At 69.0% G+C, this 17,975-nt stretch carries 17 protein-coding genes; 7 read left to right on the forward strand and 10 right to left on the reverse strand.

Features of this window, described 5'->3' with window-relative positions; genetic code table 11:
- The first annotated feature begins 316 nt into the window (after positions 1-316).
- From ACFSVL_RS31495 to ACFSVL_RS31520, 6 genes are read left to right on the forward strand one after another with little or no spacing between them, the layout of a single operon-like run.
- On the forward strand, positions 317-1,438 hold the full coding sequence (locus ACFSVL_RS31495) for an NDMA-dependent alcohol dehydrogenase (RefSeq protein ID WP_378309250.1): 1,122 nt from the start codon (positions 317-319) through the stop codon (positions 1,436-1,438).
- A gap of 17 nt (positions 1,439-1,455) precedes the next feature.
- A complete protein-coding gene (locus ACFSVL_RS31500; RefSeq protein WP_378309251.1) occupies positions 1,456-2,325 on the forward strand; it encodes an MBL fold metallo-hydrolase in 870 nt (289 codons plus the stop codon).
- 2 nt (positions 2,326-2,327) lie between these two features.
- Entirely contained in the window at positions 2,328-3,188 is an 861-nt protein-coding gene (locus tag ACFSVL_RS31505; RefSeq protein ID WP_378310097.1) for an alpha/beta hydrolase, read from the forward strand.
- Positions 3,185-4,315, forward strand: a complete 1,131-nt coding sequence (locus ACFSVL_RS31510) for an NDMA-dependent alcohol dehydrogenase (protein WP_378309252.1) — start codon at positions 3,185-3,187, stop codon at positions 4,313-4,315. The genes ACFSVL_RS31505 and ACFSVL_RS31510 overlap by 4 nt, the downstream gene beginning before the upstream one ends.
- Positions 4,315-5,106, forward strand: a complete 792-nt coding sequence (locus ACFSVL_RS31515) for an SDR family NAD(P)-dependent oxidoreductase (RefSeq protein WP_378309253.1) — start codon at positions 4,315-4,317, stop codon at positions 5,104-5,106. Before ACFSVL_RS31510 ends, ACFSVL_RS31515 begins: the two co-directional genes overlap by 1 nt.
- A gap of 12 nt (positions 5,107-5,118) precedes the next feature.
- Positions 5,119-5,793: a cysteine hydrolase family protein gene (locus tag ACFSVL_RS31520; RefSeq protein WP_378310099.1), complete on the forward strand. Its 675-nt coding sequence runs from the start codon at positions 5,119-5,121 to the stop codon at positions 5,791-5,793.
- On the opposite strand, the gene ACFSVL_RS31525 is transcribed toward ACFSVL_RS31520, so the two are convergent.
- From ACFSVL_RS31525 to ACFSVL_RS31560, 8 genes are all read right to left on the reverse strand, one after another.
- Positions 5,771-6,652, reverse strand: a complete 882-nt coding sequence (locus ACFSVL_RS31525; RefSeq protein WP_378309255.1) for a helix-turn-helix domain-containing protein — start codon at positions 6,650-6,652, stop codon at positions 5,771-5,773. The two genes, ACFSVL_RS31520 and ACFSVL_RS31525, sit on opposite strands and share 23 nt — an antisense overlap.
- 71 nt (positions 6,653-6,723) lie before the next feature.
- Positions 6,724-7,656, reverse strand: a complete 933-nt coding sequence (locus ACFSVL_RS31530; RefSeq protein ID WP_378309257.1) for an alpha/beta hydrolase — start codon at positions 7,654-7,656, stop codon at positions 6,724-6,726.
- Positions 7,657-8,139: 483 nt separating this feature from the next.
- Positions 8,140-9,288: a DUF3644 domain-containing protein gene (locus ACFSVL_RS31535; RefSeq protein ID WP_378309259.1), complete on the reverse strand. Its 1,149-nt coding sequence runs from the start codon at positions 9,286-9,288 to the stop codon at positions 8,140-8,142.
- A 104-nt stretch (positions 9,289-9,392) separates the two neighbouring features.
- Positions 9,393-10,184 carry an N-acyl homoserine lactonase family protein gene (locus ACFSVL_RS31540; protein WP_378309261.1) on the reverse strand — a complete coding sequence of 264 codons (792 nt, stop codon included), beginning with the start codon at positions 10,182-10,184 and terminating at the stop codon, positions 9,393-9,395.
- Between the two features lie 20 nt (positions 10,185-10,204).
- Positions 10,205-11,299: a zinc-binding dehydrogenase gene (locus ACFSVL_RS31545; protein WP_378309263.1), complete on the reverse strand. Its 1,095-nt coding sequence runs from the start codon at positions 11,297-11,299 to the stop codon at positions 10,205-10,207.
- The gene (locus ACFSVL_RS31550) at positions 11,292-12,854 is read right to left on the reverse strand and encodes a class I adenylate-forming enzyme family protein (RefSeq protein WP_378309264.1); all 1,563 of its coding nucleotides are present in this window, start codon (positions 12,852-12,854) and stop codon (positions 11,292-11,294) included. The genes ACFSVL_RS31545 and ACFSVL_RS31550 overlap by 8 nt, the downstream gene beginning before the upstream one ends.
- A 29-nt stretch (positions 12,855-12,883) precedes the next feature.
- The gene (locus tag ACFSVL_RS31555; protein WP_378309265.1) at positions 12,884-14,050 is read right to left on the reverse strand and encodes a CaiB/BaiF CoA transferase family protein; all 1,167 of its coding nucleotides are present in this window, start codon (positions 14,048-14,050) and stop codon (positions 12,884-12,886) included.
- The gene (locus ACFSVL_RS31560) at positions 14,047-15,498 is read right to left on the reverse strand and encodes an aldehyde dehydrogenase family protein (protein ID WP_378309266.1); all 1,452 of its coding nucleotides are present in this window, start codon (positions 15,496-15,498) and stop codon (positions 14,047-14,049) included. The genes ACFSVL_RS31555 and ACFSVL_RS31560 overlap by 4 nt, the downstream gene beginning before the upstream one ends.
- A gap of 79 nt (positions 15,499-15,577) precedes the next feature.
- Here ACFSVL_RS31560 and ACFSVL_RS31565 point away from each other — a divergent pair, with 79 nt between their 5' ends.
- Entirely contained in the window at positions 15,578-16,171 is a 594-nt protein-coding gene (locus ACFSVL_RS31565) for a TetR/AcrR family transcriptional regulator (RefSeq protein ID WP_378309268.1), read from the forward strand.
- A 6-nt stretch (positions 16,172-16,177) separates the two neighbouring features.
- Here ACFSVL_RS31565 and ACFSVL_RS31570 read toward each other — a convergent pair whose 3' ends face one another.
- Both ACFSVL_RS31570 and ACFSVL_RS31575 read right to left on the reverse strand, forming a co-directional pair.
- A complete protein-coding gene (locus ACFSVL_RS31570) occupies positions 16,178-17,128 on the reverse strand; it encodes an alpha/beta hydrolase (RefSeq protein WP_378309270.1) in 951 nt (316 codons plus the stop codon).
- Between the two features lie 112 nt (positions 17,129-17,240).
- Positions 17,241-17,972, reverse strand: a complete 732-nt coding sequence (locus tag ACFSVL_RS31575; protein ID WP_378309271.1) for an SDR family NAD(P)-dependent oxidoreductase — start codon at positions 17,970-17,972, stop codon at positions 17,241-17,243.
- Between the last annotated feature and the right edge of the window lie 3 nt (positions 17,973-17,975).

Consider the following 17,975-nt stretch of genomic DNA (forward strand, 5'->3'; position numbering starts at 1 on the left):
ATACAACCAACACACTCCCCGCCAGCCGGAACCAGATTCCCAGTCCAACTTCCGGGGCGCAGTTCATTCCCTCAGGGTTCCCCTCACGTACCTTGGCGCCCGGCTGTCGGGCTGGGCCGCTGACGGGACGGGTTTCCGTTCCCCGAATTGCCGCTTCGGAGATTCCGAATTGATTCCCGCCGGGTGACCTGCCTAGCATCGAAACCGCAGCAAGAAATCTGTGACTTCGCATTTCACGGCACTCGCGAGTGCTGTTTCGTGCTGCCGGAAACAGGAGGCCGAAAACGATGAACGCACATCGGGGTGCGGTGGTCGGGTGCTGACCCGCGGAGCGGTGCTGCGGGAAACGCCGGGCCGGTACGAGGTCGTGGAGCTGGAGGTCGAGGACCCGCGACAGGGCGAGCTGCGGGTGCAGATGGTCGCGAGCGGCCTGTGCCACTCCGACGACCATTTCGCGACCGGCGACCAGACCCCGCCGATCCTGCCGTTCGCCGGCGGGCACGAAGGGGCCGGAATCGTCGAGGCGGTCGGGCCGGGAACGACGGGCTTCGCCGAGGGCGACCACGTCGTGTTCTCCTTCCTCCCGGTCTGCGGCCGGTGCCGGTTCTGCGCCCGCGGCCTGCAGAACCTCTGCGACCTCGGCGCCTCGCTCGGCACCGGCGCGCGGCCGGAGGACCCGGCGTCATTCCGGCTCTCCCTCGACGGGCAGCCGGTCGGCCAGATGGCCGGGCTCTCGACCTACTGCGAGCACACCACGGTCTCCACCTCGTCGGTGATCAAGATCGATCCGGACATCCCGCTCGAGGTCGCGTGCCTGACCGGCTGCGGCGTCGGCACCGGATGGGGAGCGGCGGTCAACTCCGCTGCTGTCCGCCCCGGGCACGTCGTGATCGTGATGGGCATCGGCGGCATCGGGATCAACGCCGTTCAGGGTGCCGCGCACGCCGGCGCCGCCGCCGTGATCGCGGTCGATCCCGTTGCGTTCAAAAGGGAATCCGCGCTGAAGCTCGGTGCGGCCCACGCGGTCGCGGACATGGACGAGGCCACCGAACTGGCCCGGTCGATGACCAACGGGCAAGGCGCCGATGCGGCGATCGTCACCGTCGGCGTCGTGACCGGCCGGCACCTCGGCGAGGGACTCGAAGCGGTCCGCAAGGCCGGCACATGCGTCGCGGTCGGGCTGGGCGAGAGCTTCGTCCGCGACGGCGATTTCAACCTGCACGAACTCGTCCTCTACCAAAAGCGTCTGCAAGGTTCGCTGTTCGGCGCGAGTTCGCCGACTGCGGACATCCCGGCGCAGCTGGAGATGTACCGCCAGGGCGCGCTGAAGCTCGAAGAACTGATCACCACCCGCTACGCCCTCGACGACGTCGCCGCCGGGTTCGACGACCTGAAAGCGGGCCGGAACCTCCGCGGCGTCATCGTCCACTCCGCCTGACGAACGAAAGGACAACGATGTCCGCACAGGTTTCGCCCCGGGAAACGATCGCCGTCGGCGACATCAGCATCACCTACCTGCCCGACGGAGAGGCCAGCGTCTCGGAGACCGCGCTGTTCCCGGCCGGCACTCCGGAGCTGTGGAACGCGCACCGGGAACTCTTCGACGCCGACGGCAAGCTCCTGCTCTCCCTCGGCACGTTCCTGATCCGCACGGGCGATCGCAAGATCCTCGTCGACCTCGGGTTCGGCGACCACACCGTCGACTTCCCCGCCGCGGACGGCGTGTTCCGCTCCGGGCGGCTGCTCACCAGCCTCCGCGAGGAGGGTTTGGCTCCCGAAGACATCGACACGGTTTTCTACACGCACCTGCACATCGACCACGTCGGCTGGACCGCTCAGGACGGGAAACTGACCTTCGGCAACGCACGCCACCTCGTCGGCGAACGCGAAGTCGAGTACTGGCAGTCCCTCGGCGACCACCCGATGGCGGCAGTCGGCCCGGGCGGCGCGCTGGATGCGCTCGAAGGACGGGTCGACGCGGTTTCGGACGGCAGTGTCGTCGCGCCCGGCGTATCCGTTGTCGCGACGCCCGGCCACACCCCGGGCCACTGCTCGCTGGTGGTGTCGTCGGGACACCAGCGCGCGATGATCCTCGGCGACGTGCTGCACTGCCCGGCGCAGCTCACCGACAACGAGGTTTCCTTGGTCTTCGAGGTGGACGCCGAACTGGGCGTCCGCACCCGCGACCGGATCATGGGCGAACTGGAGGGCGACCCCGACGCGGTCGCCGCGCAATGCCATCTCACCGGCTCGGCGTTCGGCCGGGTGCTGCGCGGCCGAACGCACCGTACGTGGACCGCGCTGAACGCCCAGGGAGTCTCGTGACGATGCCCGCCGAGTACTTCGAGATCGACTCGGCCGCGGTCGGCGCCCGGTTCGCGGTGAGCGTCTTCTTGCCGCGCGGTTACGACCGCGGCGGGGATCGGCCGCTGGTGTACGCCACGGACGGCAACATCGTCGGGCCGCTCACCGAAGGCCTGCGCGGCGCGCTCGCCGACCGGCAACAGGCGCGCCCGGTCGAGCCGTATGTCCAGGTGAACGTCGGCTATGTCGCGGAGGACGCGCCGAATCAGCTGGTCTTGCGCAACCGCGACCTGGTTCCCCCGGGCGAGGGCGTGCCGGACTTCATGCGCGCGCACATCCGAGGCCGGCTCGGCGTCGACTCGGGCGCGGTGCCGGAATCGGTGTGCGACGACTTTTTCGCGCAGCAGAAGAACGCTCGCGCGGACAACTTCCTCGCGTTCCTGGAGACCGAACTGCATCCGGAGATCAAGTCCCGTTACCGGTTCCGCCCCGACGACGTCGGACTGTTCGGCTACTCCTACGGCGGTCTGTTCACCCTGTTCGCCTTGACCTCGGGTTCCGCCCTCTTCACCCGGTTCGGCGCCAGCAGCCCCGGAGTAGTCGTGCCGGACAGCCGTATCTACGAACGCTACGAAAACCTGCACCGGCTGCCCCGGGAAACGTTCCTGCACCTGACCGTCAACGCGTACGAAATGCTCGGCCCCAGCCAGTTCTACCGGCACCTGGCGATCGAATTCCTGCGCTTCCTCGACGTGGTGACCGAGCGCCCGCTGCCGGGTCTGCGAGTAAGCACCGAGCTGATCGCGGGCGAATCGCACAGTACCGGAATGGCTGACGCGTACCGGAGTTTCCTGCGTGCTTGCTACCCCGGAGGTGCTTCATGAAGACGACTGCCGCGCTGCTGTGGGAGGCGCCGGGGACGTGGGACGTGCGCGAGGTCGACCTGGATCCGCCGAAGGCGGGCGAAGTCCTCGTGCAGATGATGGCGTCCGGTCTGTGCCACTCCGACGATCACTTCGCCCAGGGCGACATCCCGTTCCACTCCTATCCTGCCTGCGGCGGCCACGAGGGCGCGGGCATCGTCCGCGAAGTCGGGCCAGGTGTCACCCGGGTCGCGCCGGGCGACCACATCGTCACGTCGTTCATCCCGGCGTGCGGGCACTGCCGGATGTGCGTGGCCGGGCGGCAGAACCTCTGCGACAACGGGGCGCTGATCACCGTCGGCACGCAACTCGACGGCACGTTCCGGATGCACGCCGACGGTCGCGGCGTGGCACAGAACGCGTGCCTCTCCACGTTCTCCGAATGGACCGTCATCCCCGAGGTGTCCGCGACGCCGATCCGCCGAGACATCCCGTTCGAGGTCGCCGCGATCGTCGGCTGCGCGGTCCCGACCGGCTGGGGCTCCGCGGTGCGCGCGGCCGGGATCGCGGCCGGGGACGTGGTGATCGTGATGGGCACCGGCGGCATCGGGATGAATGCGGTACAGGGCGCGCGGTACGTCGGGGCCGAGCACGTCCTCGCAGTCGATCCGCTGGCGATGAAACGCGAACTCGCGCTGAAACTCGGGGCGACGGAGGCGTTCGCGGACATCGGCGAGGCGACCGAACGAGCCCGTTCGCTGACGAACGGCCAGGGCGCGGACTCGGCGATCGTGTGCGTCGGCGTGCTCGCCACCGAGCACCTCGCGCAGGCGTACGCGGCGATCCGCAAGGGCGGCACGCTCGTGGTGACCAGCGCGGCGAAGCACGATCTCACCGGGATTCCGGTGCCGCTGCTCGAATTCACCATGTCGGAAAAGCGGATCCAGGGCGCGCTCTACGGAATGGGCGGCCCGGCCCGGGAGATCCCGCTCATGCTGGACCTGTACCGGAACGGCTCGCTGAAACTGGAGGAGCTGATCACCCGGACCTACGACCTCGAACAGGTCAACGAAGCGTACGTGGACCTGCACGACGGGCTGAACGTGCGCGGAGTGGTGAGTTTCGCGAACCGGCACGGAGGATCCTGATGACCACGTTGGACGGAAAAGTCGCCCTGATCACCGGTGGCACCGGCGGGATCGGCCGCGGCGTCGCGCGTCGGCTGGCCGCCGCCGGGGCGACGGTGGTGCTGAACGGGCGGGACGAGCGCAAAGCCGAGGCCGTGCTGGCCGAGTTGGACGGCAAAGGCCATTTCGTGGCAGGCGATGTCCGGTCCGCCAAGGACATGGCCGCGGTGGCGGCCGAAACGGCCGAACGATTCGGCGGCATCGACATCGTCGTGCCCAGCGCGGGCGGCAACGACGACGAGGCCCGCACCACCGCGGTGCGCGGGCCGTTCGCGGACATCGATCTGGAACGCGCCACCGCGTTCATCGGTTCGGCGGTCGCGGCGAAGCTCAACGTCGTGCAGGCGGCTGTGCCGTACCTGCGGGAGCGGGGCGGCGGCAGTGTCGTCTTCGTGACGTCGGAGGGCGGCCGGGTCCCGACGCCCGGCCAGACCGCCATCGCCACCTTCTCCGGCGGCTTGATCATGGCGAGCAAGGTGCTGTCGAAAGAGCTTGCGCGCGACCGGATCCGGGTGAACTGCGTCTGCGTCACGGTGGTCCGCGACTCTCCGTCGTGGACTGCCGCGTTCGAATCGGAAGGCGCGGTGAGCGACCGGCACCGCAGGCAGTACGAGAAGATCATCGAACGCAGCCCGCTCGGGGTCGCGGCTCCCGACGACATCGGCGACGTCGTCGCGTTTCTGGCTTCCGGAGAGTCCCGGTACCTCACCGGCCTGGTCGCCAGCCCGACCGGCGGCCTCACCATCCACTGAGGAGGTCCCGTGATGCTGCCGGACGCGCTGAGCGGGCGCTGGTACAACTCGCGGACGTTCGATCCGGACGATCCGTGGGCCGATTTCGCCCCGCGCACGACGGCGGTGGTGCTGGTCGACCTGATCAACTGGCAGGCGCACCGCGACGGGTTCAGCGCGAGGGTGGCCTCCGGCGATTACAAGACAGCGCGGTGCGAGGAGGTCGTGGTCCCGGCGCTCTCGCGGGTGCTGGCCGCGGCCAGGGATGCGGGCGCGGTGATCGTCCATTCGAAACTGGCCAGCCGGGCTGCCGATTGCGCGGACATCGTCCCGGCGTTGCGGGCGTATGTGCGGGCGGCGGAGGCGTGGGAAGGAAACTGGGCCGCGGAACCTCTCGACGGCCTTCACGCGCCGGGAGACCTGCTGGTCACGAAGTCCGGCTCGGGTGCGTTCGGCAGCTCGGATCTCGACCAGGTGCTGCGGAACCTCGGCGTGCGGACGGTGCTCTACGCCGGCGTGGTGACCGACCGGTGCGTCCTGCTCACCGCCGCGGCCGGGTTCGACCTCGGCTATCAGCAGTACCTGCTGACCGACTGCACGGCCGCCTCGACCGCCGGGGACCAGGCCGCGGCGGAGCGGCTGATCAGCGGGTACCTGGCGCGGCCGGTCACCTCGGCCGAGGCGGTCAGGGCGTTCGAGGCGGGCTGACGGACGGGTCCGCGGCGGGTTCCGCGTGGGTCTTGGCCCAGCTGGCGAGCAGAAGGAGGGCGTCGTGGGCGGTGTGGTCGCCGGGCGGGGCGAGGTAGCTGTAGAGGCTGAGCCCGTCGGTGCCCGGGATCGCGAACCCTTCGTAGCGCAGGGTCAGGTCGCCGACCACCGGATGCCGGAACTGCTTCTCGCCGCGGTCGTGGGTCCGGACGTCGTGGCGGGCCCAGCGGGTCTTGAACTCGTCGCTGCGGGTGGCCAGCTCGCCGATCAGTTCGGTGAGCTTCCGGTGGTAGGGCGCGCGTCCGGCTTCGGCGCGCAGCAGGCAGACCGCGTAGTCGGCGATCAGGCCCCAGTCCGGGAAGAACTCGGCCGAGCGGTCGTCGAAGAACACGTACCGGGCGAGGTTGGGCGTGCCGGGGGAACGGTCGTAGACGTCCGAGTACAGCGCGCGGCCGAGGTCGTTGGCGGCGACCAGGTCGAGGCGGCCGTTCTGCACCAGCATGGGCAGGTCGGGCACGCTGTCGAGCATCGTGCGCACGCCTTCGGGGACGCGGTCGGGGGCGCGCTGGGCGCCGGTGCGGGGCCGGGCGCGGGCGAGGCCGAACAGGTGCGCCGTCTCGACGTCGTTCAGCAGCAGTGCCCTGGAGATCGCGTAGAGCACCTCGTCGGAGATGTCGCCGGCGCGGCCGCGTTCGATCTGGACGTAGTAGTCCGGGCTGACCCCGGCCAGCGTCGCGACCTCCTCGCGCCGGAGCCCGGGCACCCGGCGGCGTCCGGACGAGGGCAGCCCGACCTGGTCAGGCGTCACTTTCGCCCGCCGGGAGACCAGGAAGTCCTTGAGGTCGCTCGCCACGCTCACCCTCCACACGGTAGGCGGCCCGGCCGGTCCGGGGGAGGGGACGGCAGCACCCCCTCCGGACCGGCGGCGGGTCAGAGGTTCTCGCGGTAGAACGGCACGAGCCGCTCGAGCGCGATCTTCACCGGTTCGGGCTTGTCGTAGAGGTCGTAGTGCGACCAGCCCTCGGCGACGACGAGTTCCTTCTTCGCCGACCGGGCGCGGCGGACGATCTCCAGGCCGTCCCGGTAGGACCCGAACGCCCCCGGCTTGTCGCCGACGACGACCATCAGCGGCTGGGTCAGCAGCACCTCCGCGCGGTTGAACGCGTCCCAGCCGACCGCGGTCGCCTGGTGCGAGAACAGCGCCCGGTTGAGCCCGTGCGGCTTGCGGCCGCGGTCGCTGCGGTAGTACTCGGTGGCCTCGTACACGTCGATCTCGGTCAGACCGAGTTCCTGGGCCTTCTCCGGCGACGGCGGCAGCAGGTCGTCCACGCGCAGTTCCGCGCCGCGGGCTTCGGCGGTGCGCTGCGCGGCCATCGCCTCCAGCGCGGCGATCGGGTCGTAGTTCGTGAACGACTCGTGCATCAGCCGTCCGTAGTTCGCGCCGGCGACGGTGCCGAGCGCCTTGATCCGGCGTTCGGTCATGGTCGCGTTCACCGAGTAGCCGCCCGCGCCGCAGATCCCCAGCACACCGATCCGGTCCTCGTCCACATAGGACTGATTGACCAGGTAGTCGATGACGTAGCTGAAGTCCTGCACGCGCAGCGTCGGGTCTTCGATGAACCGCGGTTCGCCGCCGCTGGCGCCCTGGAAGCTCGCGTCGAAGGCGACGGCGACGAAACCCGCGTCGGCGAGCGCGGTTCCGTAGACATTGCCGGAGGTCTGCTCCTTGCAGCTGCCGATCGGATGCGCGGTGATGACGACGGGGTATTTCTTGGTTTCGTCGAACTCCGGTGGGAAGTACACGTCTGCCGCGATGTCCCAGTAGAGCGCTTTCACGCTGACTTGCTCGATTTTGCCCGGCACAGTCTCTCTCGCTTCCTTGGTCGGTTCCCTTCGGTGCTTCCCACGCTACGAACCTCGGCGGCGGTGAGGGAGGGGCTGAGAGCACCCCTTGCGCGCCCGCTGGCCAGCCTGCCGCCGAGGCGGGGGAACCGAATCGGCCTGGCACCAGGGAGATTGCCACGATGAGCGACCACCGCGACCACCACATCGGCGGGGCGTCGGGCCAGCGTCGGCGGCACCGCTCCGGCTGCGGATTCAGCCACCCAACGGGGTTGCCTTCTCCGGCGTGAATCTCCGGGGCAGGCGGAGGCTGTTGAAGGATCGTCAGCACCGGCAGGCCACCTGCGCGGCGACCGAGCTGGGCTCGGCCATCGCGCGGATTGCGCCGCGGGTGCGCGAACGGCGTGACGCGCTGAGCGCAACAACCCGTCCATGACAACGGTGCAGCGGAGGCTTGGGCGGACCTTCACTCGGGAGTGTCAGCGATGGCGATCGCACACGACGTCAGGCTGAGCGCATCGCATCCACGTCTGGAGGCTCCTGTGCGGTCGGCGAGGCCGATCGTTTCCAGGGTGGTGTCGCGGTGAGCGGAGACGGTCCCACCCAGTCGCCGGTCACCTTGTCTCTGGGGGCCGTCCCGAGTAAAGCGCGGAAGCCTGCTTCGGTTGCGCATTCGCGGGCAAGTTTGGCGATGTAGGCCTCGGTGTAGCCGTAATCGCCGTGTGGCTCGTCGTAGAGACAGTAGCTTTCGATCGTCCTCTCGGGATGCGGATCTCCGACCAACGGTCGCACACCGAGCTTCTTCCAGGCTGTGGTGAATAGATTTGTGTTGAATATGAACGGTATCCGGTCCTGGATCGCTCGTGCGGCCTGTGCCGGCCGGAGCAACCCGTGTCCGACGACGGGTCGTTTGTGTTCGCGGACGACGACGTAGCCTCTTCTGCCGATCGCCTCGACGGTGGCTCGTTGTTCCTCAGTGAGGTCGTCGTAGCGGGTGAACTGGACCGCGAGTGCGTCCGGGTCTTTGGGCGCGAGTTCCTGGAGCACTCGCAGCCGGAAGTCGTATCGCGGGTCCTGAGTGACGGAGGCATCGAGGCCGGCGTCATAGTCGGCGATGAAGGTCCGCAGTGGTGCGGGCAGCCGCGAGCGCAGCCGTCGCAGGGTACGCTCGCCCTCGTCAGTGAAGCTTCCGACAAAGACCGGGAACCGCAGGCGGGTGGCGAGGGACGAGCCGGTTCCGAATTGGCCAGTGAGCTCCTGCTCGTAGTTGAGCAGAAGCGCTTGGCTCTGGCCGCTCACGGAGACCGCGAGCGCTTGCTGTTCGCGGGCGTACCGGTGTTCGATCTTGTTGCGCAGGGCGACGAAGAATTCCAGGTTGGCCCGTTCCGGAGCGGCTTTGTCAGGCCAGCGGTGCCGCACACAGGTGGCCAGCTCCCAGCGCTTCGGTTCACCGTCGACCCGTTCCAGCCGTTTTGCCCGTCCCCGCATGCGCCAATACCGGAAGTCGATGCTGTCCCGGGTGAGTTCGGCGTGCAGGAGGTAAAGCCAGGCAAGGTGCATGTGAACGACGAAGCCTTCGAAGGAACGGACCTCCGAGGAGTCGTTGTACAAGCGCACGGCGAGCTGGGCTTCATCGCGAGAAGCGTCGACCATGTGCAGGTATCGCGGTCGCGGTGGCATGCGATGAAGGTCGGGATTGTGTCACCGGCTGTTACTGGGCTGCCGTATTCGTGGCCCGACGCGGCCGGCTGGCTGGGTCAGGCGACCTGCCGTCCGTTGGGCCGGTTGAGTTCCCAGTCGTCAGGGTCGTGGTTGACCCAGACCGTGGTGTCCGGCCTGCTGGCGAGCAGTTTCAGCTTGCGCAGGCCGGTTTCCTTGTCGGGGTTGGAGACGTCCAGCGGCATGCCGGTGGTCTGGTCGATGTTGCTGCGCAGGTGGGCGGCGTCGCTGCTCAAGACCATCTGCTTGCCGTCGGGCAACCGCACTTGCAAGCCGAGCGTGCCGGGGGTGTGGCCGGGCAGGGACAGGATTGTCACGCTGCCGTCGCCGAAGACGTCGTGGTCGTAGCCGCGGGGGACTTCGAGCCAGTCGATCCGGCTCGCCGCGTCTAGGTCGTGTTCTCGGAACATGGCGGCGTCGAGTGCGCGTGGCGTGCGGGCGTAGCGCAGTTCGTCGGCTCCGAGGAAGCCTTGCGCGCCGGGGAACAGGTCGAGGCCGCCGGTGTGGTCGAAATGCAGGTGCGAGATGACGACCTGCCGCACGTCCTTCGTGGTGAAACCGATCGACTCCAGCTGGGTGTCCAGCCGATGGTCTTTGGGGAATCGGATGTCGAAGGCTTCGGCGAGGGGGCCGTAGGCGCGGGCGGGGTCACCGGCGGCGGTGCTGTCTAGTCCGGAGTCGAACATGAGCAGGCCGAGGTCGTGCTCGATCAGGAACGTCGGGATCGGTACGGCGAGCGGGGCGCCGCCGGTGCCGAGCTGGAACAGGCCGCAGTCGGTGGCGATGGTCGGGGCGTCGAGCGCCCAGAGGTGTTTGACGGTGCCGGACACGGAGGTCTCCTTCGGGCTGTTCAGGCGAGGACGACGGCGCGGGCGCCTTGTTCCGCGGCGCAGTAGTCGACGGCTTTGGCGATGTCGGTGAAGGCGAAGGTCTCGGTGACCAGCTGGTCGAGGAGCAGGGCACCGCTGCGGTAAAGCTCGACCAGGCGCGGGATGTCGCGTTTGACGTGCGCTGAGCCGTACAGGCAGCCCTTCACCGTCTTGCCCGCCATCACGACGTTGCCGAAGACCTCGTCGATGCCAACGCCTGGTCCGGCGCCGACGAGAACCGTCGTGCCGCCGCGGCGGGACATGGCGATCGCCTGCTGCACGGTTTCCGGTCGTCCGGCCACCTCGATGACGACGTCCGCGCCGCGACGTCCGGTGAGGGCTTGCACCTGCTTGACGACGTCGGGGCCCGCGGTCAGGGTGTGGGTGGCGCCGAGTTCGGAGGCCAGCGCCAGGCGGTCTGCGTGCACGTCGATCGCGATGATGGTGGTGGCTCCGGCGATTCGGGCGCCTTGCACCGCGTTGAGGCCGACACCGCCACAGCCGACAACGGCGACGGTGTCGCCCACACGCACTTCGCCAGTGTGCACGGCGGCGCCGAATCCGGTGAGGACACCGCAGCCGAGCAGGGCGGCGGAGGCGATCGGGATGTCGTCGGGGATCTTGATCGCGGCTCCGGCGGGCACGACGGTCCGTTGCGAGAAGCTGCCCAACCCGCAGAACTGGCGGACGGCGGTGCCGTCAAGGCTCATCCGCGTGCTTCCATCGACCATGGTGTGCGCGCCGAGCATGGTGCGGGGACGGCCGCACAGGTGCTGTTCGGCTCGCTGGCAATAGAAACAGCTGCCGCAGCTGGCCAGCCAGGACAGCACTACGTGGTCACCGGCTTTCAGGTCCTCGACGCCGGCACCGACCTCGACGACCACGCCCGCGCCTTCGTGGCCGAGGACCAGCGGTACCGGCGCGGGGAGCTTTCCGGTGAAGACGCCCACGTCGGATTGGCACACGCCGGTGGCGCGTACTTCGACGACGACCTCTCCGGGGCCTGGATCGGCCAGCGTGATTTCGGTGATCCGGAGGGCGGAGCCCGCCTTCTCGAGCAGCGCGGCTTCAGTCATTTCGCTTGCCTCCATAAGTTGTGCGGAGAACGCTCTTGAGGACCTTCCCGCTGGCGTTGCGCGGCAGGTCGTCCACGAAGTGGAAGTGTTTGGGGACCTTGTATTTGGCCAGTCGTTCCGCCAGCCACCGGCGTACGTGCTCGGCGTCGACCGGGCGGCCTTCGGCGGGCACGATGATCGCGGCCCCGGTCTCGACGTACCGGGGGTCGGGGACGCCGATCACCGCGGCGTCGGCGACATCGCGGTGTCCGGTCAGGACCATCTCGACTTCGGCCGGATACACGTTCTCGCCGCCGCTGCGGTACATGTCCTTGGCCCGTCCGGCGATCGTCAGGAAGCCGTCTTCGTCGATGCTGCCCAGATCGCCGGTGTGGCACCACCCGTCGACGAAGGTTGCTTCGGTGGCGTCCGGAAGGTTCCAGTACCCGATGCTCACCCCGCCGCTGCGGACGCAGATCTCGCCGACTTCTCCGCTGCCGGTGGGAGTTCCGTCCGGCCTGATCACCTTCACCTCGGTCATGGCCTGCGGGCGGCCGATGCTGCTTTCGCGGCCGCGCGCCACCGCGAATTCCAGGCTGGTGCTCACGGCGCCGCCTTCGGTGAGGCTGTAGGACTGCACCAGTTCGACGCCGGGGAGCCGACGTTCCATTTCGTCGTAGATCCACGGCATGACGACGTCGCCGCCGGTGACGATCCGGCGGAGGGCGGCGGGGACGAGAGTTTCGATCGCGTCCATGTGCAGCAGGTCGGCGAGCATGAAGGGGTAGAGGAGCATGGACGTGGTGCCGTTGTGCCGGGCGACTTCAAGGAACCGTTCGCAGGTGAAGTTGCCGGAGGGGAAGGTGACCGCCGTGCCGTGCGCGAGCAGCGCGGGCAGCAGCAGCACTTCGAAGCCGCCCGCGTGGAAGAGCGGTCCGCTGGTCTGTGCGACGGTGCGCTCGTCGATGCGCCACCGCTGCGCCTGGACGGAGCCGATCCACAACGCGTTGCCGTGGGAGAACAGCACACCCTTCGGCCGCCCTGTCGTACCAGACGAGTACATCAGCGAGACAGGGTCGTCGGCGTTCAGTTCGGGGAAACCGGAGGCGTCGGACTCCTCGGCGGCGAACATCGGCAGGGGAGTGGCCCAGTCCGGGCCAGCGCCGGTCGAGGAGCGCGAAACATAAGTGGTGACCGCGATGCCGTCGCGGATGTTCTCGATCACCGGCGCGAACTCGGCGTCGAACAGCAGCAGGCTCGCGCTCGAATCGCTCAAGGCGAACTCGAGTTCCGGGCCGGTCAACCGCCAGTTGAGGCGAACGGCGATGCCGCCCACCCGGCCGATCGCGAGGTACAGCGCGATGTAGTCGGCACAGTTGCGCAGCAGGAGCGCGACCCGGTCGCCTTTCCGCACGCCCGCTCGTTGCAAGGCACGGGCATAGCGCAGTTCCCTCGCCCGCAGTTCCGTCCAGGACACCGCGGGTTCGCCGCCCAGGACGACGGCCGGGCGGCCGGGGTCGATCGGCGGCAGTTGGCCCGCGATCGAATCGGTGACGTAGTTGAGGCTCATCCCCATCGATGACTCCCGTGTCTCGCGTCGGACGGCTAAACGATCGCTCCGGATGCCCGCAAAGCGGTCACCTCTTCCGCGGTGAGGCCCCAGTCGAGCAATGCGGTGCCGGTGTCGGCCCCCGCGGGAACCGCCGGGCCTTGGACCGCGCCCGGGGTTCGGCTGAACCGCGGCGCAGGGGCGGGCTGCAGCACGCCGTCGACCGGAACGAAGCTCTTCCTGGCCGCCGCGTGTTCGTGACGCAGCGCCTCGTCCAGTTCGAGGACCGGTGTCGTGCACGCTTCCCGGCCTTCGAACCGGGCTTCCCACTCGGTGCGCGAACGAGTGCGGAAGACAGCGGCGATCGTCGCGTGCAGCGACGGCCATTCGGCGCGGTTCCATTGGCGCGCGGCGAGTTCCGGTGCCAGCTCGAGGACAGCGAGCAGCTCGGCGAAGAACTTGGCCTCGATCGCGGCGACAGCCATCCAGCCGCGGTCGGCGGTCTCGTAGACGGTGTAGAACGGCGCCCCGCCGTCGAGAGTGTTGCTGCCTCGCCCGGGCGTGAGCATCCCGGCTTGGTGCTGTCCGTAGAAGACGCCGCCGAGCAGGGCGATTCCGTCCAGCATCGACGCGTCGACGACCTGGCCGGGTCCGCCGTCGCGGGCTTCCCACAGGGCGGCCACCAGGCCCATGGCGAGCATCAGCCCGCCGCCGGCGTAGTCGCCGAGCAGGTTGAGCGGGATCGCCGGCGGTCCGCCCGCTGGTCCCATCGTCGCGAGCAGGCCGGACGTCGCGAGGTAGTTGAGGTCGTGTCCGGCGGTCTGGCTCAGGGGACCCTCCTGGCCCCAGCCCGTGGCCCGCCCGTAGACCAGGCTGGGGTTGCGGGCGAAGCAGTCCTGCGGGCCCACGCCAAGCCGCTCGGCGACTCCCGGGCGGTTGCCCTCGATGAGGACGTCGGCCTGTTCAACCAGCCGTAGCACCACATCGACGCCTTCGGGGTGCTTGAGGTCGACCGCGATCGAGCGCCGCCCGCGGTCGTTGACGAAAGCCGGTTCCCGCCCGTTGGCGGCGCCCAGATCGGTGCGCATCGTGCCCACGGCAGCCGGCCGGTCCACCCGCAGCACTTCGGCGCCGAGGTCGCTGAGCAGCATGCCGCACCACGGACCCGGCCCGATCCCGGCGAGTTCGATGACTTTCAGCCCCGCCAGCGGTCCCGCCCTCACGCGGCACCGACGAGGATCTGCTTGAGCTCGGTGAAACCGAGAATCCCTTCGGGGCCGGACTCACGACCCCAGCCCGAGGCCCCGACCCCGCCGAACGGAGCGCTCATCGCCGGACCGAAGGAATTGACCGCCACCGCCCCGGCGCGAATCCGGCCCGCGATTTCGATCCCTGCCTCGATGTCAGCGGTGTACACCGCACCCGACAGCCCGAAATCGGTGGCGTTGGCCAGCCGGACGGCGTCGTCGATGTCGCGGTACACCTGCACCGCGGTCACCGGCCCGAACACCTCGCGCCGCACCAGTTCGGCGTCCTCGGCGACGTCGGTGAAGATCGTGGGCTGGTGGAACCACCCGGTCTCCAGTCCGGCGGGCCGTCCGCCGCCGGTGACGAGCCGGGCGCCGTCCTGTCGCGCGCGGGCGACGAAACCTTCGGTGCGGCGCAGAGCAGCCTCGTTGACCAGCGGGCCGATGTGCGTCGCCCGATCGAGCGGATCACCGATGACGAGGCCTTCCCAGGCGGACTTCAGCCGCGCGACGACCTCGTCGTGCCGACGTTCGGAAACCAGGATCCGGGACAGCAGCGCGCACACCTGGCCCGCCCCGTTGGTGGCGCCGGGCACGAGCGCCCGGAGCACCTTGTCCAGCGGCGCGTCGTCCAGGATCACCGCCGGCGACTTCCCGCCCAGTTCCAGTTGAGTGCGCGCGTACCGGCCGTTCGTGCTCGCGAGGACGTCCTGCGCCGCCGCGTGCCCGCCGGTCAGCGAAACCAGATCCACCCGGGAGTCCCGCGTCAGTGCCTGCCCGACGGTGACCGGTCCCGACACGAAGTTCACCACTCCGGCGGGAAAACCGGCCTGCTGGGCGCATTCCGCCACTAACGCCATCGTCAACACTGATTCCGGTGCTGCCTTGACGATCACGGGGCACCCGGCGAGCAACGCCGGAACGACCTTGGACGCCACCGTCACCACCGGACCGTTGTAGGGCAGCATCGCCGCCACGACACCGGCGGGCTCCCGCCGCAGGAGGACATCGCCGAGTTCCGAGGGCCGGCGTCGTTCCCGCAGCATCTCCTCGGCGCCGTCGAGCGCGGACCGCCACGAGGCGAGAGTCCCGAACCGGTGCAGCGCCTTGCCATGCCGCAACGGCATTCCCGCCTCGACAGCCCAGGTCACGTCCAGATCGGCCGCACGCCGGTCGACGTTGTCCAGCCAGTGGGCACACGTCGCGACCCGGTCGGCCAGGGGAGTGGCGGCCCACGCTCCACGGGCGGAGAAGGCGGCATCGACCGCCGCGGTCGCGTCCTCCTCGGAAGCCTGTCGTGCCGTGCCGACCGGCTTCGCGTCCGAAGGTGACACGATGGTGTGCCCGTCTCCGGTCGCCGGCCTCCATTCGCCGCCGACGAAGACGTCGTCGGTGTGCGGTACCCGTACGCCTGCCGCTTCCACGATTCTCCTGACCGCTAGATTCCCTACGAATGAATAGATAATATATTGTGCGTTCAGATCGGGCAAGCGAGGAGGCCGGGTGAAGGACGCGAGCGGCGCCGAGACCCGCGCGACGCGCAAACGCGCCGAGCGGGTCCGGCTCATCGAGCACACCGCGGCCCGGCTTTTCGCCGAGCGCGGCTACGAGGCGACCAACTTCGAGGACATCGGCGCGGCCTTGGATCTGCGCGGACCCAGCCTCTACCACTACTTCTCGTCGAAGGAAGAGCTGTTCCTCAGGTGCATGGAGCACGCCGCCGCGGAGGTGTTCCCCCGGCTCGTCGCGATCGCGGAGTCGGAACACCCGCCGCGGGAAAGGCTGCGGCTGATGTTCCGGGAGGAAGCCGTGATCGCTCTTCGCGAGTACCCGGAGTTCATTCCGCTCTTCCTCAAGGTGCGCGTCCCGGTCGCGGCGCTGGAGTCCCGTCGCGACGAACTCCGGCGCGAGCAGACCATGATCTTCCGGGCCGTGGCGGACGAGCTGGCCGAGGACCTGCACCTGACCTTGAATCTGGCGCTGGGCGGACTGGCGCTCATCGGCGAATGGTTCGACCCGGAAGACCGGCTCGGCGTGGACGAGTTCGCCGAGTCGGTGTCCCGCACTCTCGTCGGGCTGTTCGGGGGCGATGGGTGAGCCGCGTCAGGCAGCCTGCCCCAAGTGCTTGCGGTAGAACGGGATCAGCGCGTCGAGCGCGATCTTGACCGGCTCGGGCTGGTCGTAAAGGTCGTAGTGCGAGTAGCCCTCGGCCACGACGAGCTGGCGGTCCCGCGATGCCGCGATCCGGCCGTACAGCTCCGTCCCGTCGCGGTAGGAACCGAACGCACCCGGCTGGTCTCCGACGACGATCAGCGCCGGCTGCGTCAGCATCGTCTCGGCGCGAAGGAACGCGTCCCAGTTCAGTGCCTGGTTCAACGAGCCGAAGTTCATCCGGGCGACGCCGTTGGGCTTCCCGCCCCGCCCGGTCTTGTAGTAGTCCGTGGCTTCGACGACGTCCCGGTCCGTAGCGCCTGCTTCGCGAGCCGCTTCAGGGGAGGCCGGCAGCAGTTCATTGACCTGGACGTCGCCGCCGCGGGCCTCCTTGGTGCGCTGTTCGCCGACCTGTTCGAGCAGCTTGACCGGGTCGAACTCGCTGAAGCCCTCCTGCATGAGACGGCCGTAGTTCACCGGCACGACCGCGCCGAGCGCCTTGATCCGGCGTTCGAGCATCGTCGCGTTCGTGGCATACCCGCCACCGCCGCAGATGCCGAGGACGCCGATCCGGTCCGCGTCGACGTAGTCCAGCGTCACGAGGTAGTCGACGACGTGGGAGAAGTCGGCCACGCGCTGGGTCGGGTCCTCGGTCCAGCGCGGCTCGCCGCCGCTGTCGCCTTGGAAGCTCGCGTCGAAGGCGATGACGACGAAGCCTTCTCGCGCCAGCACCGGGCCGTAGACATTCCCGGCGGTCTGTTCCTTGCAGCTGCCGATCGGGTGGGCACTGATGACGGCAGGGTAGGTTTTGCTCGCGTCGAAGTCCGCCGGCAGCAACAGGTTCGCCGCGATGTCCCAGTACGGGGCTTTGACGATGACTTGGCGGGTCTCGATCTCGCTCATGAGCCTCTTCTCCTCGGCAGTGGCTTCCGTGAGTTCGAGCTTGCCCGGACTCGCCTCGCTGAGGCAGATGCTCCTGTCAGGGGGTACTGGCGACCCCTGGCTGAGAGTGCGGCTACAGGATCAGATCGCCGCCGTTGATGTCCACCGTGGCCCCGGTGATGTAGTCCGACTTCGGGGAAAGCAGGAACAGCACCAGTTCGGCGATGTCGGAGGTCGTGCCGATGCGCCGCAGCGGAGTGGCCGCACGGGCTGCTTCCCGTTTCCGCTCGTCGACGGAACCGCTCAGCATCGGGGTTTCCACCAGCCCGGGTGCGATCGCGTTGACGTGCACGTTGTCCGGTGCCGCTTCCAGCGCGACTTGGCGGGTGAGGCCGAGCAACGCGGCTTTGGACGCGGAATAGTGCGCGCCGGCGAAGTTGGCGAGGGTCCGCCCGGCTCGCGAGGAGACGTTGACGATCTTGCCGGATCGCCGCGCCTTCATTCCGGGCAGTGTCTCGCGCATCCAGTGGAACGCGCCGGTGACGTTCACCCCCATCAGCCGTGCCCAGTCGTCGTCGGAGATGGTCTCGACCGGCCGGGTGACGCTCACCAATCCCGCGCCGTTGACGAGCAGATCGATCTGCCCGGCGTCCGCGACGACGGAGGCGGCTGCGGCGCGCACGGAGCGGGGGTCGGCGACGTCGCACTGGACCGGGACGATGCCCGGCGCGGATTCCGAAGCCGGTTTGAGGTCGACCGCGAAGACGGACGCTCCCGCCTGGGCGAGCCGGGACGAGATTTCCGCGCCCATGCCCCGGCCCGCTCCGGTGATCACGGCGACTTTGCCCGCGAATTCTTCTGTCATGAG

Source organism: Amycolatopsis silviterrae (assembly GCF_042684085.1).
GTDB lineage: Bacteria > Actinomycetota > Actinomycetes > Mycobacteriales > Pseudonocardiaceae > Amycolatopsis > Amycolatopsis silviterrae.